Below are 21977 nucleotides of genomic sequence, written 5' to 3' on the forward strand. Positions count from 1 at the left end.
TGTTCGCTGGTCCCTGGTTGGCCTGCTCGCTGACGGTCCCTTCGAGACACGGGCAGCCGCGGTGGAGAGGGCGAACAGTTTACCCCGACTGTGACGATACGTGACGGGATCCCCGTCCCGGGACGCTTCCGCCCCTGACCCCTCGGCAAGGACTTGACCAAGGACTTGCCGAGGGGCGTTATTCGACCAGGATGCCGCCGAATAACGACGTTCGATCAGCGAACAGGGTTCCTGCCGGATCCGGGGTCCGGAAGCCGATCTGGCAGGTCCGGGAGGTCCAGGTCTGCTGGCCGCGAATCCGCGGACCGGCTGTGTCGACGGCTTCGCCGGTCAGCCGAGCAGGTCGAGCACGGTCGCGGCGACCGGACTACTGGTCAGGTACTGGCCTGTCTCCAGCAGGTGAGCCCGCCACAGCTCCTCCGCGGCCCTGGCCTCACGCGCCTCGATGAGGTCCACAACCCGCTCGTGCTCGAGGAGACGCCGGCGGATGGCGAGCCGGTGTTCGGCGTTGCGTTCCGAACTGGGGTGGGACAACGTGGCGAGATCGAGGATGTGGCGCAGCATCCCCGACAGGACCGACAGCGTCATGTTCCCGGCAAGCTCGACCAGCAGGACGTGGAAGGCGAGATCGGCCTGCAGGGACTGACCCGGGTCGTCGGCGGTGGTCGCGGCCGTGGTCTGGCTTACCGCCAGCCGGAGCTTGTCGAGGTCCTCCTGGGTGCGGTTTTCCGCCAGCAGCGCCACGCACGGTGGCTCGATCACGGCGCGGGCCTGGTGGATGTCGGCGAGGGTCGTCCCGCGGTACTCCAGGACCAGCGCGGCGTAGCGGGCGGCGATGTCCCCGTTCGGGGTGTGCACGCGTGCGCCGCCGTGGGCGCCGCGCCTGACTGTGATCAGGGCTTCGGATTCCAGGACCCGGAATGCCTCGCGCAGCGTCGGCCGGGAGACGCCGAACTGCTCCATGAGGGTGGCTTCGGGCGGGAGCGCATCGCCCTCGACGAGCTCTCCTCGCACGATGCGGCGACGAAGGTGTGCTGCGACGAGCTCGGCGGTCTTCGGGACCCGAACCTGCTGCCCAATCGCGACCACCGTGCCGACCCTGCTAGCAGCAGGCATCGCCAGCTCTTGTACAGCCATCGTGGGCGCCTCCGTCGACGACGAACAGGTAAGTCTGTGCAAACGTAGAACCGGTGAACCAGGTGAGTAGGTAGAAATTGTTGTTGGTGCTTGAGGTTACCAATGGGTCGTCCGGTTTCCCTAGAGAGCCTTGACACATTTGGGGCTCGGATGTTGTCCGCCAGTAGCCTTTGCCTTGTCCTGGGAGGCTGTGGGTCGCAGGCATGGGCTGGATGGTCGCGGTGACGAAATGCCTTGAGTACCCTTCTCCTGACTACTTTTGACCCCGTGCTATAAGCCGGTCGGAGCGTAGGAGCTTGCCGCCTGGCCGGATGCCGCCCGCGGCCGTCTGTCGCCTTTGCGACAGACGGGGATGCGGCCGACGGTAAGAAGCTCGAAGCACTGGCCGTTGCTCACCGAGCGGGTCGTCCCGCCGACGCTGGTCGCCGGCTGTCGGCGGTGGAGGCGCAGGCTCGCCGGGTCTGCGGCGTTGCTGGGTGGACTTCGCCAGGTCCGTGGCGTTACCGGGTGAAATTGTTCGCGATGCTCCGGCGCTGAGATGTCTCCAGCCCGGAAACGCATGCGTTTCCGGGCTGCTCCGACAAGGTCGAAGCGCCGAAGCGCCGCGTCCGCAGGTCGTGTATGCGGGACGTTACTTCTTGTTGTGTGACTTGGCCTGCTCCTGGGCGACCACCTCGGGTGTGGGCGCACAGCCACCGAGATGGGCCGGAAGCCACCACGGCGATTCACCCGGGGGCGGCGGCGGATAGTCACGCTGGGCATCGGTCAGAAGCTTCAACACGGCGTCCGCGAGCAACTGGGTTCCAGTCGCCGCGGGTTTGAGCTCGGTGGGCGGGATCGGCTCGCCGACGACGATCGAGACCGTGCTTCCGCGCGCGGCCCGGAAGTTGCGCGGCCGCCCCTTGGTTAGAATGCGCTGGCTGCCCCAGATGGCCATCGGCAGCACCGGGACGTCGGCCTCGGCGGCCATCCGCGCCGCCCCGGTCTTGAAGGGCTGGAGGCAGAAGCTGCGGCTGACCGTCGCCTCGGGGAAGACGCCCACAAGCTCGCCGGCCTGCAGCGCCGTCACCGCATGACGGTACGACCCCGCACCTGAGGACCGGTCTACGGGAATATGGCGCATTCCGCGCATGAGGGGCCCGGCGATCGGGTGGGAGAAGACATCGTGCTTAGCCATGAAACGGACCATGCGGCGGTGGGAGCGCCAGAACGGGACACCGGCGAGAGCGAAGTCCAGGTAGGAGACGTGGTTGATGGCGACGATGCACCCGCCTGTGGCTGGTACGTGCTCCTGGCCCCGAACGTCCAGCGTGAGGTCGAGGGCCTTGAAGACCCCGAGTGCGAAGCGGATCACCGGCTTGTAGACGAGTTCCGCCACCCGCTCCTAACCTCCCGGCTATCTCTGTTGTGATGATCTCTGTTGTGGCGATCGACTTCGGTCGGCCACGAAAAGTGACTGGTTGATCGTACCGTGAGTTGTCGTGAGCTGCTGGGACACCATGCCGGAAGGGCAGGGAGGCCGCGCCGGACAGGCACTCGACGATCGTTTCCCGCAGCATTGCATACTCAGGTCCGGCCGGTCGCATCGACACTCCACGGGCCGTTGGCAGCACCGGTCGGACACGATCAGATAGGAGACGTGCGACGCCTGACGAGTGGATACACCTGCTCAACTCGGGGGATCCGCCGCGATGGACAGCGTTCGCAGGTGCTGCGATCGCCTTTGTCGTGGTGCTCAACAACCAGCTGTGGCCTCTGGCCCGACATGTGATCACTATTGCCCACGAGGGAGGACATGCGCTGGCCGCGCTCGGAAGTGGCCGGCGCCTCGGTGGTATCCGCCTGCATTCCGACACCTCCGGTGTGACCGTGTCGGCCGGCCGTCCGGCCGGTCCGGGTGTCGTCATCACGGTTGCGGCCGGCTACGTCACGCCTTCGTTGCTTGGTCTCGGCGCCGCAGCCCTGCTCGCGGCCAACCAGGTGAGTCTGATGCTGCGGCTCAGCGTTGCCCTGCTCCTGGGGGTACTGGTCGCCATCCGCAACGCTTTCGGCGTGTTGTCGATCATGATCAGCGCCGGGATCGTCGTCGCCGTGTCGGTGCTGGCATCAGATCGTTCCCAGGAGCTGTTCGCCATGTTCATCACATGGTTCCTCCTGTTCGGTGGTGTGCGGCCGATCATCGAGGTGCAGCGAACCCGCAGTCGGGGCCGCGCGCTGACGTCGGATCCGGATCAGCTGGCCCGGCTGACCGGAATGCCGGCGTGGTTGTGGGTAGCGTTCTTCGCGTTGGTCTCCCTGTTCTGTCTGGCCATGTCGGTCGAATGGCTCGTGTGGTGACGTGGCTCGTGCGTGAGGTGCGGCTCCGGACATGCCGTGTTCTGAGCATGCCTCCTTCTGGGCACAATGTGGACGAACGGTTGCTTATAGTAGCTGTCAGGGGTCGGGGATGTCATGTGGTGGACGCCATGCGGCAGGGATGATTGTCTGGCAGAATACGAACACATGTGCGGTCGCTATGCCAACGCCATGGGCGGACAGCAACTCGCAGAGTCGTTCTCCGCGCGTGACGAAACAGGTGGCACGCAGCCGAACTTCAATGTCGCGCCGACCGCTTCGGCCCCGGTGGTCGTCATCCCGTCGGGCCAACCGGCACCGGCCCCCCGGCTGCGGCTGGCGCGCTGGGGTCTGGTGCCGTCATGGGCCAACGACGTCACCATCGGCAACCGAATGATCAATGCTAGGGCGGAAACCGTGGCTATCAAGCCCGCGTTCCGCGCCGCGCTGCGGGCGCGCCGTTGTCTTGTCCCGATCACGGGCTACTACGAGTGGCACCGGGTCGAGGGGGTCCGGCGCGCGCAACCGTATCTGGTACGCCCGGCTGACAGTGAATTCGGCGCGCTTGCGGGACTGTATGAGCTGTGGCGTTGCCCTTCGGGCGATATGCTTGCGACCTTCACCATCATCACGACTACCGCACCGGCCGGTCTGGAGTTCTTGCATCCGCGTTCGCCGGTCGTCATCCCCCCGGCGGCCTGGTCGCACTGGCTCGATCCTGGTCTGGACGATCCGGCGACGCTGACCAGCATGCTTGGGCCCGCACCGGCTGGGGTGCTGCGCGCGTACCCGGTCAGCTCCCAGGTCGGCAACGTACGCAACAACGGTCCGCATTTGCTGGAGCCGGTCACCCCGGCCGGTGACGAAGCGGACGGCACGGGCCGCCGGGCCACCCACGCCGCACGGTCCTGACCGACCAGCGCCAGCTTCCGTTCGCGAGCCATCCCCTGGGTGACACACCTCCCGGCGCGGGGTCGAGGGCGCCCTCACGCGGCCCACCGCCAGGACGCGCTGATCCGCGGGCCGCAGGAGGCAATCTTCGGGACCGCGTGTTCCCAATCGGCCTGGCAGCGGCCACCCATTACCAGGAGATCCCCGGACGCGGGGAGCAGCGTCCGCCCGACTCCGCCACCGCGCGGACGGAGCCGAAAGGGACGCCGCGCCCCCAGCGTCACGATCGTGATCAGAGTGTTGCCAAGCCTGCGCAGTTCACGGTCACGGTGGAACGCGACGCTGTCGTCACCGTTACGGTAGAAGTTGAGCCCGACCGAGCTGAGCGGCACCTGGTAATGCGCACACAATGCGTCACGCGCGGCACCCAGTACCGGATGGGGGATGGGCTCGGTCGCCTTGTACCACCGCGACAGCCGCGGATCGTCGACCATGCGTTCGTACATCCACCGTCGGCCCTGCTGCCAGGGGACCTCGCCGGCGAGGATCTCGTAGAGTTCGTCGGCGCCGCACAGCCACCCGGGCGCGACGTCGACCCATGATGTCCCGTCGAGGTGGATGCGGCTGAACGTGACGCTGTCGGCGACCTCGGGATCACCAGCGGTCAACAGGCTGCGCTGCAAGGGCATACGGATACGATACCCGAACATATGTTCGATATCGAGCTCGCCGGGTCGCACAACCCCGGTAACCTCAGCTCCCCGGTAACCTCAGCTCCCCGGGTACCGGCAGGTCTGCGCCCGGGAGCCTCAGGCCTGCAGCTCCCGGCGGACCGCAAGGGCGAGCGCGATCTGCCCGATGCCGTGCACGATCAGCTCGATCCCGAAAATCACCGCCAGGATGAACACGGTGGCGGACGGCCACGCCAGGGCAAGGATGCCGACGACCATTGCCATGGCGCCGATGAACGCGCCCCACCCCCAGGGGCGTCCGTGTTCGTGCGCATAGCCGGCCATGGCGATACGCACGGCACCGGCCGCCAGCAGGCAGATCCCGACGATGACGGCCACCGCCCACAAGGTGACGCCCGGCCAGGCGAGCGCAACGATCCCGCCGATCACGAGCAGGGCGCCGAAGAGGGCAGACGGTGCGTCCTCACCTGAGCGGGCGGCCGCGACCGCGTCCATGATTCCGGCCAGCACCAGCCCCACTCCGACCAGGATCGCGAGTGTGCTCGCGGCTGCGAAGGGGTTGGCGACCAGGAATGCGCCGAGAACTGTCACCGCGATCCCCAGGAAGAGCCCTGCCACCCAGACCGCGCCGGGAGCTCCGCCGCGGTGACGGTGTTCCGCTGCCGTTGTCATCATGATTGTCATCTCCAGGTCTGCTCGTGCCTTCCGACCTGAAAAGGGTTCCCTGTGCCGGGTGCCACCAGTCCTCGGCATCGGCCTTAGCCGGTCCTCAGCCTCGCCGTCCCGGCCTTTTGTGCCGTTCGTCGGTTGTGCGCAGGCGCGGTTCGGCTGTCGCAGCCAGCTGCGGGTAGCGCCGGGCATGTTTCTCCCGGCTCTGGCCGGTCATCGAGCGGTCGCAGCGCCCCGTTCCCACGTAGGTCGTCGGCGATCGCCGACGGACTCAACAACGTCACGCGCATCACAGCCTCGCCCATCCCAGAGTATGTGGGACTCCGGGCGTCGGGGGAGTCGGTGGTGCCCGTCTGTGGGAGGTGGGTTCTTGCCGGCGCCCTGATCAGGATGTCCTGATTGCTGAGATATCGACATCGATCTTGACTTTGTCGCCGATGAGAACACCCCCTGTTTCCAGCGGCGCGTTCCAGGTGAGACCGAAGTCCTTCCGGCTGATGGACGTGAAAGCAGCGAATCCCACCCGGACGTTGCCGAACGAGTCCACAGCAGCGCCCTGGAACTCGACGACCATCTCGACTGCGCGTGTTTCGCCGTGAATTGTCAGCTCGCCGGTGACCACATAGGTGTCCGGGTCGTCCCCTGGTTTGATGTCTGTACTGGTGAAGGTGATCGTCGGGTACGTCTCGGTGTTGAGGAAGTCGGGGGAGCGTAGGTGGGTGTCACGGTCGGAGTTCCCGGTGTCGATACTGTCGGTGTTGATGCTGACGGTGGCGCTTGAGGCCGAGGGCTTGGATCCGTTGAGACGCAGGGCGCCCTCGAAAGATCTGAAGCTGCCGCGGACGGTCGCCACCATCGCGTGCCGAACGGCGAAGCCGAACTGGCTGTGAGCGGGGTCGATCGTCCAGGTGCCGGTGAGATTCTCGATGACTGCACTCGGTACGGTCATGATGTTCGCCTTTCCAGGCGTGCTTCTATGAGTCGTGTTCCTACGGACAGGGTCTTCCCGTGACTTCGCATGGCGCCGAAGTCACTTGTTCGAAAAACAAGCTACCCCGTGAATACGTCGGCCGCCGATCGCTTCACCCGCGGTTCGGGGCCGCAGCTGTCGTCGGCACAGTTGGTCCCACAGCGTCATCGGGTGTGCCAGCCTGGGACATAGCGGCCGATCCGCGCAATTCGACCTCCCGGAGGAACAGGCTGACCACGAACGCGGCGATACCGATCGGAATGGCGATGAGAAAGACCCGGCCGAGCGAGTCGGCATAGGCGGCTCGCACCGCTTCACGTATCGGCGCAGCCAGCTCCGCAACCTCGCGCGGAGCTGAGACAAGACGATTGGACGCAGCACTGCCGCCGTCCGATACGGGCACTCGCATGGTGATGTTCTTAGCCAGCTGGGCAGTGAGTACCGCACCCAGAGCTGACGCGCCGATAGCGCCCCCCATAGTACGCAAGAATGTCACGCTGGATGTTGCGGCACCCATGTCCCTCGGGTCAATAGAATTCTGTACGGCCAAGGTGATGTTCTGTAGGAGAAGGCCGAGGCCGAATCCCATGACGAACATCCACAAGCCGAGTTCCAGCGAGTCCGTGCCGGCGCTGATATGACTCAGCAGAAGGAGTCCTACGGTAACCCCGACCGTGCCCACGACGACGAACCGCTTGTAATGCCCCGTAGCACTGATCAGTCGGCCGGACCCGATCGACGTCAGCAGCATCCCGGCGAGCAGCGGGAGCATTCGCAGCCCGCTGGCGGTTGCGCTCGCCCCATGGACGATCTGCAGGTACTGCGGGAGAAAAATAATCGCCCCGAACATGAGGGAGCCGCTGATAAGGCTGAGAAGTGCGGATACCGTATAGATACTGTTGACGAAGAGCCGCGGCGGGAGAATGGCCTCGGGCGCCGCCCGTTCGCGCAGCGCGAAGCCGATGATCAGGACGGTTCCCGCGGCGATCATTGTGGCAATCTGCCAGGAGGGCCACGGGAAGTCCTTGCCGCCGGTCTGGGCGGCGAGCAGGACGGCACTGAGACCCGCGACCAGCAGGACCGCGCCAGCCCAGTCGATCGCCGCCCGGCGCCGTCGGAACGGCAGCCGCAATGTCCGGTTGATGACGACGAGTGCGGCGAGCCCGACCGGGAGGTTGACGAAGAACACCCAGCGCCATGACCCATGGTCGACCAGGAAGCCGCCGATGAGTGGGCCAAGGATGCTGGACGCTCCGAAAACTCCGCTGAAGTATCCCTGGTAACGGCCGCGTTCCCGGGGTGGAACGATATCACCGATAACAGCCAGGGCCAGGGAGATGAGGCCGCCGGCGCCGAGACCCTGTATTGCGCGGAATCCGACGAGTTGGTACATCGACTGGGCGAGCCCGCAGAGCGTGCTGCCGATCAGGAAGATGGTGATGGACAGCTGTAGAACGGTCCTGCGTCCGTAGATGTCGCTGGCTTTCCCGTACAGTGGGGCGGAGATCGTGGAAGTCAGCAGGTAGACCGTGACCAGCCAGGAAAGTGTGTCACTGCGGTGGAACTCGCCGACGATGGTCGGCAGCGCGGTTGTGACGATGGTCTGGTCCAGCGCCGCGAGCAACATTCCCGTCATCAGCCCGATGATGATGACGATGATCTGCCGGTGGCTCAGGCCTGGGCCGGCGTCGCTCGGTGGGTTCCTGTCACCGATGACATCTTTCTGAGTCGTCATTCATCCTCCGTCGTGCAAGACGCTCGGCGATGCCGGCACAGTGACAGTGAGAACGCGTAGGCAGTTGCGGGCATTGGACGCAGGTTGCAACGAGATGCATCCTACGGCTCGACATTTCGATACTTGATTGTGCGATACAACTATACGCGATCGTTCCGGTTGGGCATCGGGTGTGTTGCCGCGTGTCGACCGTGGTACCGAATATAGCCGGTTTTGCCTGCTACTCACTGTGTACCTGTGGATAAAATGCGGTTGTCCACAGGTACCGCGCGAACGGTGTACCGCTGCGACGAGGGGTCTTACCGTCACGGACATGGCTGATCTTCCTTTTGCCCCCGGTGCCCCCGGTGCCCGCGGCAGCCGCTCGGGTGCGGCTGCCGCGGTACGGCTACGGGTGCCAGTGGTCCGTGCCTCCGCCGTGGGGGAATATGACGGCCTGGAGCTCGACCCGCCGTACAGCACTGATCCGGATCAGCTCGGTCTCCACGGAGAACCGGATCCGGCGGAGCCGGACCCCCTCCACATGGAGCCACCCGTGCTCCATGGGCACGGCCGATCGTCCCGGCCCGATACGGCCGGCAAGGCGCCTACTGATCATTCTTTTCTCGACGAGATGCTGTCCGAGCGCAGTGCCTCTGGCCGAGAGGAGCGGCAGATGATCATCCACCGCGCCGGACTCGGCCTTGCCAGGCGCCTGCCGCACGCTCTGCGCGGTGGACTGGTGGATCCGGCCATCCGCGGAGCGTTGCTGATCGCGCTCGTCGCCCTTGTCGCGGCGCTGGCGGCCGGCTGGTTTGCCTGGCGGGGCAGACCGGTGCCCGTGCTGGCCCTTCCTCCGCCAACGCAGGTGACGGACCTTGCCGGCCCGGAGCACGGCGGCGTGGCCGCGGCCGCCCCCAGGCCGACGGCGGTGTTGCCGTCGGCTGCTGCCACTGGGAGCCCGCAGGCACAGGTTGTCGTTGACGTCGCGGGCAAGGTGCGCCATCCGGGGGTGTTCACCCTCCCGGGAGGATCCCGGGTGGTGGACGCCGTCTCCCAGGCCGGTGGGGTGTTGCCCGGGACGGACACGTCCGGCCTGGCGCTTGCGCGCCGCCTGGTGGACGGCGAGCAGATTCTTGTGGACGGCCGTCCCGGGCCGGCGCCACCTCAGCGCGCAGGTGGCGCCGGCGGTGCCGGTGACACCGGGGGCGACGGTGGCAAGGGCTCGCCGGGTGCCGTGCCGGGAACGCCGCTGAACCTCAACACCGCCACGGTCGAAGCCCTCGACGGGCTGCCCGGCGTGGGCCCCGTGTTGGCGCAGCGGATCGTCGAGTGGCGTGAGGCCCACGGCGGCTTCACCTCCCCGCGGCAGTTGGGGGAGGTGACCGGAGTCGGTGATCAGCGGCTCACCGACCTTCTTCCACTCGTCACCGTCTGATGGTCGGCGATCGACAGAGAGCTGATCGGTCCGCCGGTGACCGCGTGGCATGGAGCACGGGCATGACCATTCTCGGACATGATCTGCAACACAGACCTTCCGACCTGCGCCTTGTCGGCCCGGCACTCGCGGCCTGGGCAGGAGCTGCGGGTGCCGGACTGGCCGCGCCGCCCGCGGCTGTGCTGTGGATCGCCGGGGTGCTGCTGTGCGTGACACTGCTGTGCACGGCGGTCCTGCTTCGGTGCAGGAGTGTCTGGCGGCCCACGGCCGCGGGTCTGGCATGTCTGGCCTGCCTCGCCGCGGGTGTGCTGGTGGCGGGTCTGCCGACCCGCGCCCGGATGCTCGGTCCGCTCGCGGCCCTCGGCGCGGCACGGGCGGCCGCCGGTATCGAGGGCACGGTGACCAGTGACCCGCGGGTCAGCCACGGGGGCAACGGCGAACTCGTCATCGTCCCGGTGCGGGTGGAGCGGCTGACCGCGAACGGGCACGACATCCGGCTGCGGCAGCCGGTCCTGGTGCTTGCGACCGCGCCGGGCTGGGAGGACCTGCTGCCGAGTCAGCATGTCAGTACCTCGGGCAAGCTGGCACCGCCACGAGCGGCCGACACCGTTGCGGCGGTCGTCTTCGTCAGGACCGCACCGGCCTCGGTCGGTGAACCTTCGCCGCTGCAGCGGGCAGCAGGTCATCTACGGGCGGGGTTGCGCGACGCCGCGTCAGGGCTTGAGGGTCCGCGTCGCGGGCTGCTGCCGGGCCTCGTCCTCGGTGACACGAGTAACCTCGATGGCGAGGTTCGAGAGGACTTCCGGACCGCCGGGATGTCGCACCTCGTCGCTGTTTCCGGCGCGAACTGCGCGATCATCATTGCCGCGGCGACCGTCGTCATCCGGCACAGCCGGTTGGGTCCGTGGCTGCAGGCCGGTTGGGTTGCGGCGGCCCTGTTCGGCTTCGTCGTCCTGGCCCGACCGTCACCCAGTGTCCTACGTGCCGGTGTCATGGGGTTGATCGGAATTGTCGCGGCTGGTAGCGGACGGCCACGTCTGGCCCTACCCGCGCTCGCGGCCAGCGTGCTGGTGCTCGTCCTCGTCAGCCCTGATCTTGCTCGTTCGGTCGGTTTCACTCTGTCGGTTTCCGCCACCGCCGGTTTGGTGATCCTCGCTCCGGGCTGGCGGGACGCCCTGGCGGGCCGGATGCCCAGGTGGCTGGCTGAGCCGCTTGCGGTCGCCGCGGCGGCACATGTCGTCTGCTCACCGCTTCTCGTTGCCGTCGGTGGTGGAGTCAGCCTGGTGGCCGTTCCCGCCAACATGCTCGCGGAGGCCGCGGTTGCGCCGGCGACCATCCTCGGAGTCCTGGCCACGGTTGCCGCGATCGTCTACGACCCCCTGGCCCAGGCATTGGCGACCCTCGCGGGTGTGCCGTGCGGATGGCTGATCACGGTCGCGGACGTCGCGGCACGCGTACCCGGTGCGCAGATCAGCTGGCCGGACGGTCCGCTCGGCGCCCTGGTTCTCGTCGCTGTCACGATCGTGCTGCTCGTAGCTGTGCGCCGGCGCCGCGGGCGGCGCGTTCTCGCCGTACTGTCCGCCATCGTTGCGGGCGTACAGTTGATTATCATTTCTCGGTCTGCCGGAATCTGACCTGGGCAGAGGTAGCGGATCGTAATCCTCGTATGTTCCCGGCCGGGCCGTGAGGTCTGCGCACCGTCCTTGTGACATGCTCCCCACCGTGCCGTCGACATCCGCACTGCCACGGATGGTCCTTGTCTCCGGTGATGAGGAGTTGTTGGTCTCCCGTGGGGTGCGGGAGGTCGTCCACGCCGCCCGGATCCACGATCCGCAGGTGGAGATCGTCGACCGGGCGCCCGGCGAGTTCACCGAAAGCGATGTGGTCGACCTGACCAGCGCATCGATGTTCGGCGGGCTACGGATGGTCGTGGTCCGTGGTGCGCAGGAACTCGCAGACGATCTTCGAGAGGCGCTGCTGGCCTACATCTCCCGACCGCTGGATGACGTTGTGCTTGTTGTCGTTCACAGCGGTGCCGCACGCAACCGCAAGCTGGTCGATGCGATGAAGGCAGCAGGTGCCACGGTCGTTCCGGCGGCGCGTATCACCCGCCCCCGCGACCGCCACGACTTCGTCTCGGCCGAGGTTCGCCGTCTCGGCGGCCAGATCAGCACGGGTGCGGTGAAGTCGCTGGTGGACGCCGTCGGTAGCGACCTGCGTGAGCTGGCTGCGGTATGCGAGCAGATGGTCACCGACTCCGGTGGAACCGTCGACGAGGCCCTGGTCGCCAAATACCATCGCGGTCGGGCGGAGACCACCGGTTTCGCGGTGGCGGACGCCGCGATCGCGGGAGATCTGCCCCAGGCCCTGACCGTGCTGCGCCAGACGCTCGCCAACGGCGTCCCGCCGGTCCTCGTCGTGAGCGCCATGACCACCGGAGTGCGCGACCTGGCCCGGGTTGCGGCTGCCGGTGGCGGCTCGACCTGGGAGCTCGCACGCAGTCTCGGCATGCCCGACTGGAAGGTGGAGCGATCCCAACGGGCCGCCCGAGGCTGGAGCGACGAAGGGCTGGCCCATGCGATGCGTGTGATCAGTGCCGCGGATGCGGCGGTCAAGGGCGGCGCTGTGGACCCGGTCTACGGCCTGGAAAGGCTCGTCACCCAGATCGTGTCGGCCCGCGGTCGTACGGGGGGAGCCCGCCGATGACATCGGATGTGTCCCGGTCCGATCGGAAAAACCCGTCCGACCCGGGCGAGGCCGGCCCGGACCAGGACAACCGAGACCGAAGCGATCCAGGACGAGGTGACTCAGGGGGAGGTGACCCGGGGCGAAGCGATCTGGACCGAGAAAACGCGGGGCCGCCGAACCCGGACCCGCAGTCGGACTCGGCAAACTGTGACCTGGTCGGCCGATGGTATGGGTTCCTCGGTGCCGGCAGCATCCTGCTCGGATTGCTGATCGCCTTGGCTGATCTGGCAAGTGCATGGGTGATCGTGGCGCTGCCGCTGGCGGTGATCGTCATGGCGGCCTACGGCGAAATAATCAAGAAGATGCTGGGATCGGACGAGGCGCGGATCCGTTGCGCGGAAGACGAACGACCGGTGTCCGAGGCCCCACCGAACTGACAGCGCAGGTTCCGGCACCATGCTGCCAGCACATGCCCCGAACCGGCGTATGCATAGCCGACATCGAGCAGATCCACGGACGGGCCAGAGGAGCAAAGGCAGCGCGATGATGGCTTTTGCGCGCTGCCGGAGGCCCGAAGCGCATGGGCCGAAGGCAGCACGATTATGATCGTATGCGCTCGGAGTTCCTCCCGGATCGGGAAAAGCTGATCCGGGAGGCCCGGGAGGCCCAAGTCTCCAGCTCGCCGTGGGGACGTTGGTGAGTCTGCCCGCGGGACGTCGTGTGGACCGAGGTCGGAGGTTGGACCTGAGGTCAGACGTTGGTCAGTGAAGCTTGCCGTGCGGCCATCGCCGACTTCTTGTTGGCAGCCTGGTTCGCGTGAATGACACCCTTACTGACAGCCTTGTCCAGCTTGCGCGATGCGACGCGCAGCTCCAGGCCGGCGCGCTCGTGGTCGCCTGCCTCCACGGCCACCCGGAAGCGGCGGATGACCGTCTTCAGCTCGGACTTCACAGCCTTGTTGCGCAGCCGTCGCTTCTCGTTGGTGAGGTTGCGCTTGATCTGCGACTTGATATTGGCCACGCGAAAGAACCCCTGGTCGTCGAATCGGTATGAGCGGCGGTTGAACCCCGGTGTCGGCTCAGGACTGGCCTGTTCACGACTGGTCTGTTGGCGACCTGCCGGTGCACGGGTGGCACCGGAGAAGCCGAGCAGCCCCGGGAAACATCGGTAACCTTACCAACTTACCCACGAGCCGCGCCGGAGGGGTGCGTCCGTGGCGTCCACCGGCCGGGGCGGACGGCGTCCAGGGGCCGTTGCGGACGGCATCCCCCGATGTGACCATCGGCTTCCGGCGCGGTGAGCCTGGTATGTCGGGCCTGGTATGTCGGGCCTTGCGTGCCGGGCCCCGGCATGCCGAGCCTTGCGTGCCAGGCCCTGGCACGATGACACAGTCCGTCCCGACGAAACGAGAAGACTCCGCGTGCCCCCAGCCTCCGACCCCCGTCGTATCAACCAGGCATCGGTCGACCAGGCGTCGATCCGCAACTTCTGCATCATCGCTCACATCGATCACGGTAAGTCGACGCTCGCCGACCGGATGCTCGGTGTCACCGGTGTCGTCGAGGCTCGCAACATGCGTGCCCAGTATCTGGACAAAATGGACATCGAGCGCGAGCGTGGCATCACGATCAAGGCGCAGAGCGTCCGTCTGCCGTGGCAGGCCGATGATGGTTGCGACTACGTCCTGCACCTGATCGATACCCCTGGTCATGTCGACTTCACATACGAGGTCAGTCGGTCGCTCGCGGCCTGTGAGGGCGCGGTGCTGCTCGTCGACGCGGCCCAGGGCATCGAGGCGCAGACGTTGGCCAATCTGTATCTGGCCCTCGAGAACGACCTGCAGATCATCCCTGTACTCAACAAGATCGATCTTCCGGCTGCGCAGCCGGAGAAGTATGCGGCTGAGCTGGCGCAGATCATCGGATGTGACCCTGACGATGTGCTCCTGGTGTCGGGCAAGACCGGCCAGGGCGTGCCCGAGCTGCTCAACGAGATCGTCCGGCAGGTTCCCGCGCCCATGGGCAACCCGGATGCCCCCGCTCGGGCTATGATCTTCGACAGCGTCTACGACACCTACCGGGGTGTGATCACTTATGTGCGGGTGGTCGACGGCCGGCTGACCGCCCGGGACCGCTGCCTGATGATGTCGACGCGGGCAAGCCACGAGACCCTCGAGGTCGGGGTGATCTCGCCGGACCCGATCCCGCGGGACGGGTTGTCCGCCGGGGAGGTCGGCTACCTCATCCCGGGGGTCAAGGACGTCCGGCAGGCTCGTGTCGGCGACACCGTGACCTCGGCGGGCCACCCGGCCGAACTACCGTTGAGCGGTTACCGCGACCCACGCCCGATGGTCTACAGCGGTCTGTACCCGATTGACGGCAGTGAGTATCCCGCCTTGCGAGAGGCCCTGGACAAGCTGCAGCTCAATGACGCCGCCCTGACCTACGAGCCCGAGACGTCCGCGGCCCTGGGGTTCGGTTTCCGCTGCGGCTTCCTCGGGCTGCTCCACCTGGAGATCGTCCGGGAACGTCTGGAGCGGGAGTTCGATCTCACGCTCATCTCCACGGCGCCGAACGTGGTCTACCGGGTGGTCATGGAGGACGGCAGCGAGATGATCGTCACCAATCCGAGCGACTGGCCGGCAGGCAAGATCGTCGAGGTGTACGAACCCGTCGTGGACGCCATGGTGCTGCTGCCGTCGGATTTCGTCGGGCAGGTCATGGAGCTGTGCCAGGGCCGGCGCGGCACGTTGGGCGGGATGGACTACCTGTCGACCGACCGGGTCGAGCTCAAGTACCGGCTCCCTCTCGGTGAGATCATTTTTGACTTCTTCGACGCGCTGAAGTCGAAGACCCGGGGGTATGCGAGCCTTGACTACGAACCGGCCGGCGAGCAGGTGTCCGACCTGGTGAAGGTCGACATCCTCCTGCAGGGTGAGGCCGTCGACGCGTTCTCCGCGATCGTCCACAAGGACAAGGCATACGGCTACGGGGTCGCGATGACCTCCCGGCTGCGGGAGCTGATCCCGCGCCAGCAGTTCGAGGTGCCGATCCAGGCGGCGGTCGGTAGCCGGATCATCGCCCGGGAGAACATCCGCGCCATCCGCAAGGACGTCCTGGCCAAGTGTTACGGCGGTGACATCACCCGCAAGCGCAAGTTGCTGGAGAGGCAGAAGGAGGGGAAGAAGAAGATGAAGACCATCGGCCGCGTCGAAGTCCCTCAGGAAGCATTCATCGCGGCCCTCTCCACGGACACGTCCAAGAGCGGAAAATAGCCGGACTGTCTTCTCATCTCGGGGTTCCTCCCGGATCCGGCAGGTCCGCAAGCCGGTCCGGGAGGCCCTGACCCCCCGGGCTACTCAGGGGATTCGGGTGGATGAGGAGGGTAGTCGGATGGGTTCGGTAGCGGGTTCATCATGGTTGGCGGGACCGGCCGATCCGGTCAGGGTGCCGGATCGGTACTCCGTCGCGTGGGGGGGGAGAAGATCCTCGATGTTGTCGAGGACACCGCGCACGGCGTCGTCATTCATGTGATTGAGCTTCCCCGACGCGGGACCACGAACTCACGACGCTTTACCTATATTGACCCGTCGATTATCAATGTCAGATCAACGCTGCCGCTGGTAGGGAGCTCCGATGGCCCCTGGGACCATCTGGTGGCCAGGGGACGGCCGCAACCCCGGTGTCCTTTGGTCGCGCATGCGATTGCCAGAACGGAAAGCGGACGCTGAGGGCAGACACAGTGTTGCGAGTCGGGCACACTATGGTCATGCCACGCATCTCGACGGCCGCGTCGAACTCCGGTCTGTCCGGCGAAGCCGGTCCGGGAGGTCCGGGCCCCCGGGCCGTCGACGGCAACTCCCGGGTGAGGGACGGTGCGCTCCCGGCGCGGGCCACGAGCAGCCTCGGTACCCGTCCGTTCGGGGTCTACGTGCATGTCCCGTACTGCGCGACCCGTTGCGGCTACTGCGACTTCAACACCTACACCGCGACCGAACTCGGGCCGGGGGTCGCGATCGGCACGTTCGTGGAAACGCTGGCGGCTGAGTTTCGCCTTGCCCGAGCCGTTCTCGGCACGGCCGACGTTGCGGTGTCAACGGTCTTCGTCGGCGGTGGGACGCCGACCCTGCTGCCTGCCGAGGACCTCGAACTGCTGCTTCGGATGATCGACACGGAGTTCGGCATTGCTGCCGGCGCCGAGGTGACGACGGAGGCGAACCCCGAGTCCGTGGACGCCGGCGTCCTGGAGCGGCTGGCGTCCGCCGGGTACACGCGGGTCTCGTTCGGGATGCAGAGCGCCCGTCCGCACGTGCTTGCCGCGCTCGACCGCCAGCACACACCCGGACGTGTCCCGGACGTGGTCGGCTGGGCGCGCAAGGCTGGTTTCGCCCATGTCAACCTCGATCTGATCTACGGTACTCCCGGCGAATCCGATCGGGACTGGCAGATGAGCCTGGACGCGGTGGTCGAGCTCGCTCCCGACCACGTCAGCGCATATGCGCTGACCGTCGAGGACGGTACCCGGCTGGCCCGGCGAATCCGGCGCGGTGAGTTGCTCCCGCCCGACGACGATCTCATGGCGGACCGTTACCGGCAGGCCGAGGAGACCCTGACCGCGGCTGGTCTGAACTGGTACGAGATCAGCAACTGGGCGCGTGGTCCCGAGTCTCACAGCCGGCACAATCTCGGGTACTGGCGTGGTGCCGACTGGTGGGGCTTCGGACCGGGGGCGCACAGCCATGTCGGGGGTGTCCGCTGGTGGAACGTCCGCCATCCGGCCTCCTACAGCACGCTGCTTGCCGAGGGTGTGAGTCCCGCGGCGGCCCGCGAGGAACTGGACGACGCCGCCATGCACATGGAACGGGTCATGCTCGGGGTACGCCTGGCCGAGGGCCTCGCCGTCGAGGAGCTCACTGCGGCGGGGTGGTCGCAGGCCGGTCGGCTCGCCGCCGACGGGCTGGTCGATCCCTCGGCGCTGGCGGCGGGACGCGTTCTGTTGACCCTGCAAGGCAGACTGCTCGCCGACAGCGTCATACGTGATCTCCTGCCGGACTAGCCGGTGCCAGGAAACACTCCTTGAGTTCCCGCCCTCGTTGACGTGTTTGTCCGTCTCGCCTGGTCGCCGGGACAGCTACAATTGGCACTCGCGGCAATCGAGTGCCAGAACGCCTCACCAACGGGTTTCCGGTCTCGGCGGTCTCGAGCGGTCGTCGCTGACCTCGCCCGACGGCTTCAGCGTGGCAAAGGGGTGATACGGCGTGCTGGAGGAACGGCGGCTGGACGTACTGCGAGCCATCGTTGAGGACTTCGTGCTCAGCAACGAACCCGTGGGGTCCAAGGTGTTGGCGGAGCGCCACCAGCTGGGGGTATCTCCGGCTACTGTCCGTAATGACATGTCCGCGCTTGAGGAGGAAGGCTACATCACCCAGCCGCACACCAGCGCTGGCCGGATCCCCACGGACAAAGGCTATCGCCTCTTCGTCGACCGGCTGTCGGGGGTCAAGCCCCTGTCCCGGGCCGAGCGGCGGGCCATCCAGAGCTTCCTGGAGGGCGCGGTCGATCTCGACGACGTGGTCCGGCGATCGGTCCGGCTGCTCGCGCAGCTCACCCGTCAGGTCGCGGTCGTGCAGTACCCGTCGCTGTCGTGTAGCAGCGTCCGACACATCGAGATCGTGACGATCACACCGGTACGCTTGCTGCTCGTACTGATCACCGATACCGGGCGGGTCGAGCAGCGTGTGGTCGAGATCCCCGCGCCGCTGGACGACCTGACCGTCGGCGAGTTGCGCGGGGTGCTCAACACGGCGCTGAACGGGCGTCGGCTGGTGGACGCGCCGGAGGCGGTCGCCGATCTGCCGGATGCCGCCCGTGCGGATCTGCGTCCGCACCTGAATACGCTGATCGCGGTTGTGATGGAGGCACTGATCGACAAGCCGGAGGAACGGATCGCCTTGGCAGGTACCGCCAACCTGACGCGTTCCGCCATCGACTTTGCCGATACGCTGCGTCCGCTTCTGGAAGCTCTGGAGGAGCAGGTCGTTCTGTTGAAACTGATCGGCGAGGTACGGGACCTCGATACTGTCACGGTCCGTATTGGTCATGAAAACAACGTGGATGCGTTGCGTTCCACATCAGTGGTGGCGACAGGATACGGTCGCGGAGCGTCCGCGTTGGGTGGCCTGGGAGTGGTTGGTCCGAGGCGGATGGACTATCCGGGAACCATGGCGGCCGTCCAGGCCGTCGCCAAGTATGTGGGTGATCTCTTGGGTGCCGACTGATGGCCACCGACTACTACGAGGTGCTCGGTGTGCGCCGGGACGCCTCGAACGACGAGCTCAAGCGGGCCTACCGCAAGCTTGCCCGTGAGCTGCATCCCGACGTGAACCCCGACCCCGAGGCGCAGTCCCGCTTCAAGGCTGTGACCACCGCCTACGAGGTCCTTTCCGACCCGGAGAAGCGCCAGATCGTCGATCTCGGCGGGGATCCGTTGGCGCCCGGCGGGGGAGCCGGCGGGGCGTCGTTCGGAGCGGGCTTCGGTGGCCTCGGTGACATCATGGACGCGTTCTTCGGCGGTGGTGCCAGCCGTGGGCCGCGCTCACGGGTGCGTCGGGGCAACGACGCCCTGCTCCGCCTCGAGCTCGACCTTGTCGAGACCGCCTTCGGGACGACCAGGGACATCACCGTGGATACCGCGGCGGTGTGCGCTACCTGTTCCGGGGACGGCGCGGCGCCGGGAAGCCACCCGGTGACCTGCTCGGTCTGTCACGGGCGTGGGGAGATCCAGCAGGTCACCCGCTCGTTCCTCGGCCAGATGGTCACCTCCAGACCGTGCACCCGCTGCGGCGCCACCGGGACGGTGATCGAGTATCCGTGCAGGGAGTGCGGCGGCGACGGCCGGGTCCGCAAACGGCGCAACCTCACCGTCAAGATCCCCTCCGGTGTCGAGGACGGGATGCGCATCCGGCTGTCCGGCGAGGGCGAGGTCGGTCCGGGAGGCGGGCCCAACGGTGACCTCTACGTCGAGGTGCAGGAGCGCGCGCATCCGGTGTTCACCCGGGAGGGCGACGATCTGCACTGTGAGCTACGCGTCCCGATGACTGCGGCCGCACTCGGCACCACCTGTGTGCTGGACACCCTTGACGGTAGCGAGACCATCACGGTCAAGCCCGGCACCCAGCCGGGCCATGTGATTACGATGGGTGGCCGCGGTATTCCGCATCTGCGTTCGGTCGGACGGGGCCACCTGCACATCCACGTCGTGGTCGAGACACCAACCAAGATCGATGTTGAGCAGGAGAGGCTGCTGCGCGAACTGGCGAAGCTACGGGACGAAGAGCAGCCGGCGGTCGTAACCAGCGGTAACGGGTCCGTCGACGGGCAGGGCTTCTTCTCTCGGCTGCGCGGCTCCCGCGGAACGCGGTAGGCGTGACCCTTGGTGACCTTCGAAGGACTTGACCGCTGACCGCACCCCTGTTCCACCAGGTATCGGTACCGGACACCCCCGAGCTGACGCTGTCCGGTGCGGAGGGCCGGCATGCGGCGACGGTGCGGCGGCTGCGTCCCGGTGAACGTCTGGATGTCACCGACGGACATGGTGTGGTCGCCGAGTGCACGGTCGTGCGGTGCCGGCGGGACGAGCTCGACTGCGCGGTCGAGCGCAGGGTCGTGCACCCGGCGCAGGTTCCCCTGCTCGTGGTGGTCCAGGCACTGGTCAAGGGCGACCGTGGTGAGCTCGCCGTCGAGCTCATGACTGAGGTGGGAGTCGACGAGATCGTCCCCTGGGCGGCCTCCCGCTCGATCGCGCGCTGGGAAGGGGAGCGGGGTACGCGTGCGCATGGCCGCTGGTCGGTGACTGCTCGTGAGGCGGCGAAGCAGTCGCGGCGGGTGTGTTGGCCGCGGGTCTGCGCTCTCGCCGACACCGACACCGTCGCCGCCCGGCTTGCCGCGGCCGAAGTCGCCGTGGTCCTGCACGAGGACGCCACCGAACCGCTGACTCGGGTGCTGGCCGCCGAGGCGTCCGCCACCCGGCCATCTCTTGCCCGGGCGCCGGACACGCCCGCCGCATTGCCGGAGATCGTCGTGGTGGTGGGCCCGGAGGGCGGGATCACCACAGCCGAGCTGGAGGTGTTCGCCGCGGCCGGGGGACGACCGTCCCGGCTCGGCCGTACGGTGCTGCGGACGTCGACCGCCGGTGTGGTCGCCGCCGCGGTTGTCCTCTCCCACACCTCCCGATGGGACCGCTAGACCGTGTTCTCGGTGCGCCCGGGGTCCCCGCCGTGTCGACGCAGCCGATGCGGCAGGTCCAACAGGCCCGAGGATCGCTACACTGAAGGACCGTACTGACTCATGTCATTCGAGAGGTCTCGTGGCCGACACCGGCCGCAACCCATGACCGATTCCACCTCCCCGTCCGACCAGCGGACCGTTACGCGCATCGTCGTCCCCGGTGCGCACAGCATGGTGAGCCTGCTAGGCCACCAGGACGAGTTGTTGCGCGTTGTCGAACAGGCGTTATCGTCCGATGTCCACGTCCGGGGTAACGAGATCACCATTACCGGTCATCCGGACGAGAACGCGCTGGCGGCCAAGCTCTTCGCCGAGCTGATCGCCGTGTTGGAGTCCGGAGCCGAGCTCACCCCGGCCCATGTGGACCACTCGCTGTCGATGCTGCGCAGCGGCAGCGAGGAACGGCCGGCCGAGGTTCTCACCCTCAACATCCTGTCAAGCCGGGGCCGGACGATCCGGCCGAAGACGCTGAACCAGAAGCGTTACGTGGACGCGATCGACGCCCACACCATCGTGTTCGGCATCGGCCCGGCCGGTACGGGCAAGACGTACCTGGCCATGGCCAAGGCCGTGCAGGCGCTGCAGTCCAAGCAGGTGAACCGGATCATCCTGACCCGGCCGGCGGTCGAAGCGGGGGAGCGGCTCGGTTTCCTGCCCGGCACCCTCTACGACAAGATCGACCCGTACCTGCGCCCGCTGTACGACGCCCTGCATGACATGGTCGACCCGGACTCGATCCCGCGGTTGATCCAGAGCGGCACCATCGAGGTCGCGCCGCTGGCGTACATGCGCGGGCGGACCCTCAACGATGCGTTCATCATCCTGGACGAGGCGCAGAACACCTCCATCGAGCAGATGAAGATGTTCCTCACCCGCCTCGGTTTCGGTTCCAAGATTGTCGTGACCGGAGACATCACCCAGGTGGACCTACCCAGCGGTACCCGCAGCGGCCTGCGGGTGGTCAGGGAGATCCTCGACGGGCTCGACGACGTCCACTTCGCGATCCTGACCAGCGCGGACGTGGTACGCCACCGGCTGGTCAGCGAGATCGTCGATGCCTACGCCCGGTGGGACGCGGCAAGCGCGCCGAGGCCACAACCCGCCCAGGCCGGCCGCCGGGACCGGCGATGACACCGCCCGCCGGGACCGGCGATGACGA

The 21977-nt window shown here is 67.0% G+C and carries 19 protein-coding genes; 12 read left to right on the forward strand and 7 right to left on the reverse strand.

The genetic code is table 11. The features are described 5' to 3' along the window. Positions 1–330: 330 nt before the first annotated feature. Both CV1CTNOD_RS07665 and CV1CTNOD_RS07670 read right to left on the reverse strand, forming a co-directional pair. Positions 331–1137, reverse strand: a complete 807-nt coding sequence (locus CV1CTNOD_RS07665) for a FadR/GntR family transcriptional regulator (RefSeq protein ID WP_242606463.1) — start codon at positions 1135–1137, stop codon at positions 331–333. Between the two features lie 631 nt (positions 1138–1768). Continuing rightward, the gene (locus CV1CTNOD_RS07670) at positions 1769–2515 is read right to left on the reverse strand and encodes a lysophospholipid acyltransferase family protein (protein ID WP_131785451.1); all 747 of its coding nucleotides are present in this window, start codon (positions 2513–2515) and stop codon (positions 1769–1771) included. 281 nt (positions 2516–2796) lie between these two features. On the opposite strand from CV1CTNOD_RS07670, the gene CV1CTNOD_RS07675 reads away from it, so the two are divergent. Both CV1CTNOD_RS07675 and CV1CTNOD_RS07680 read left to right on the forward strand, forming a co-directional pair. Further along, positions 2797–3474: a M50 family metallopeptidase gene (locus CV1CTNOD_RS07675; protein WP_131785452.1), complete on the forward strand. Its 678-nt coding sequence runs from the start codon at positions 2797–2799 to the stop codon at positions 3472–3474. 165 nt (positions 3475–3639) lie between these two features. Further along, positions 3640–4383 carry an SOS response-associated peptidase gene (locus tag CV1CTNOD_RS07680; RefSeq protein WP_131785453.1) on the forward strand — a complete coding sequence of 248 codons (744 nt, stop codon included), beginning with the start codon at positions 3640–3642 and terminating at the stop codon, positions 4381–4383. 74 nt (positions 4384–4457) lie between these two features. Here the strand turns inward: CV1CTNOD_RS07680 and CV1CTNOD_RS07685 are convergent, their stop codons facing one another. The 4 genes from CV1CTNOD_RS07685 to CV1CTNOD_RS07700 all read right to left on the reverse strand — a co-directional run bounded on the left by CV1CTNOD_RS07685 (position 4458) and on the right by CV1CTNOD_RS07700 (position 8428). After that, complete coding sequence (locus CV1CTNOD_RS07685) at positions 4458–5051, reverse strand: alpha-ketoglutarate-dependent dioxygenase AlkB (RefSeq protein WP_131785454.1); 594 nt, start codon at positions 5049–5051, stop codon at positions 4458–4460. 120 nt (positions 5052–5171) lie between these two features. Further along, positions 5172–5729: an HdeD family acid-resistance protein gene (locus tag CV1CTNOD_RS07690; RefSeq protein WP_131785455.1), complete on the reverse strand. Its 558-nt coding sequence runs from the start codon at positions 5727–5729 to the stop codon at positions 5172–5174. Positions 5730–6108: 379 nt separating this feature from the next. Beyond that, on the reverse strand, positions 6109–6672 hold the full coding sequence (locus CV1CTNOD_RS07695) for a YceI family protein (protein ID WP_131785456.1): 564 nt from the start codon (positions 6670–6672) through the stop codon (positions 6109–6111). 133 nt (positions 6673–6805) lie between these two features. After that, positions 6806–8428 (reverse strand): MDR family MFS transporter, encoded by a 1623-nt coding sequence (locus CV1CTNOD_RS07700; protein WP_131785457.1) that lies wholly within the window; start codon positions 8426–8428, stop codon positions 6806–6808. 313 nt (positions 8429–8741) lie between these two features. On the opposite strand from CV1CTNOD_RS07700, the gene CV1CTNOD_RS07705 reads away from it, so the two are divergent. From CV1CTNOD_RS07705 to CV1CTNOD_RS25500, 4 genes are all read left to right on the forward strand, one after another. Continuing rightward, positions 8742–9845 (forward strand): ComEA family DNA-binding protein, encoded by a 1104-nt coding sequence (locus CV1CTNOD_RS07705; RefSeq protein ID WP_242606464.1) that lies wholly within the window; start codon positions 8742–8744, stop codon positions 9843–9845. 62 nt (positions 9846–9907) lie between these two features. Then, positions 9908–11479 carry a ComEC/Rec2 family competence protein gene (locus CV1CTNOD_RS07710; RefSeq protein WP_165485370.1) on the forward strand — a complete coding sequence of 524 codons (1572 nt, stop codon included), beginning with the start codon at positions 9908–9910 and terminating at the stop codon, positions 11477–11479. A gap of 76 nt (positions 11480–11555) precedes the next feature. Further along, on the forward strand, positions 11556–12551 hold the full coding sequence (gene holA, locus CV1CTNOD_RS07715) for a DNA polymerase III subunit delta (protein ID WP_131785459.1): 996 nt from the start codon (positions 11556–11558) through the stop codon (positions 12549–12551). Beyond that, positions 12548–12970 carry a hypothetical protein gene (locus CV1CTNOD_RS25500; protein WP_207386255.1) on the forward strand — a complete coding sequence of 141 codons (423 nt, stop codon included), beginning with the start codon at positions 12548–12550 and terminating at the stop codon, positions 12968–12970. The genes holA and CV1CTNOD_RS25500 overlap by 4 nt, the downstream gene beginning before the upstream one ends. A 313-nt stretch (positions 12971–13283) precedes the next feature. Here the strand turns inward: CV1CTNOD_RS25500 and rpsT are convergent, their stop codons facing one another. Further along, complete coding sequence (rpsT, locus tag CV1CTNOD_RS07720; RefSeq protein ID WP_131785460.1) at positions 13284–13553, reverse strand: 30S ribosomal protein S20; 270 nt, start codon at positions 13551–13553, stop codon at positions 13284–13286. 400 nt (positions 13554–13953) lie between these two features. Here rpsT and lepA point away from each other — a divergent pair, with 400 nt between their 5' ends. From lepA to CV1CTNOD_RS07750, 6 genes are all read left to right on the forward strand, one after another. Continuing rightward, entirely contained in the window at positions 13954–15807 is a 1854-nt protein-coding gene (gene lepA / locus CV1CTNOD_RS07725) for a translation elongation factor 4 (protein ID WP_131785461.1), read from the forward strand. Between the two features lie 494 nt (positions 15808–16301). Continuing rightward, positions 16302–17588, forward strand: a complete 1287-nt coding sequence (gene hemW / locus CV1CTNOD_RS07730) for a radical SAM family heme chaperone HemW (protein WP_131785462.1) — start codon at positions 16302–16304, stop codon at positions 17586–17588. A gap of 202 nt (positions 17589–17790) precedes the next feature. Then, positions 17791–18810: a heat-inducible transcriptional repressor HrcA gene (gene hrcA / locus CV1CTNOD_RS07735; protein ID WP_131785463.1), complete on the forward strand. Its 1020-nt coding sequence runs from the start codon at positions 17791–17793 to the stop codon at positions 18808–18810. Continuing rightward, on the forward strand, positions 18810–19955 hold the full coding sequence (gene dnaJ, locus CV1CTNOD_RS07740; protein ID WP_131785464.1) for a molecular chaperone DnaJ: 1146 nt from the start codon (positions 18810–18812) through the stop codon (positions 19953–19955). Before hrcA ends, dnaJ begins: the two co-directional genes overlap by 1 nt. A 47-nt stretch (positions 19956–20002) precedes the next feature. Then, positions 20003–20776 carry a 16S rRNA (uracil(1498)-N(3))-methyltransferase gene (locus CV1CTNOD_RS07745; protein WP_131785465.1) on the forward strand — a complete coding sequence of 258 codons (774 nt, stop codon included), beginning with the start codon at positions 20003–20005 and terminating at the stop codon, positions 20774–20776. Positions 20777–20920: 144 nt separating this feature from the next. After that, on the forward strand, positions 20921–21949 hold the full coding sequence (locus tag CV1CTNOD_RS07750) for a PhoH family protein (protein WP_131766052.1): 1029 nt from the start codon (positions 20921–20923) through the stop codon (positions 21947–21949). Positions 21950–21977 lie beyond the last annotated feature (28 nt).

Source organism: Protofrankia symbiont of Coriaria ruscifolia, from assembly GCF_900634745.1.
Classification (GTDB): Bacteria; Actinomycetota; Actinomycetes; order Frankiales; family Frankiaceae; genus Protofrankia; species Protofrankia californiensis.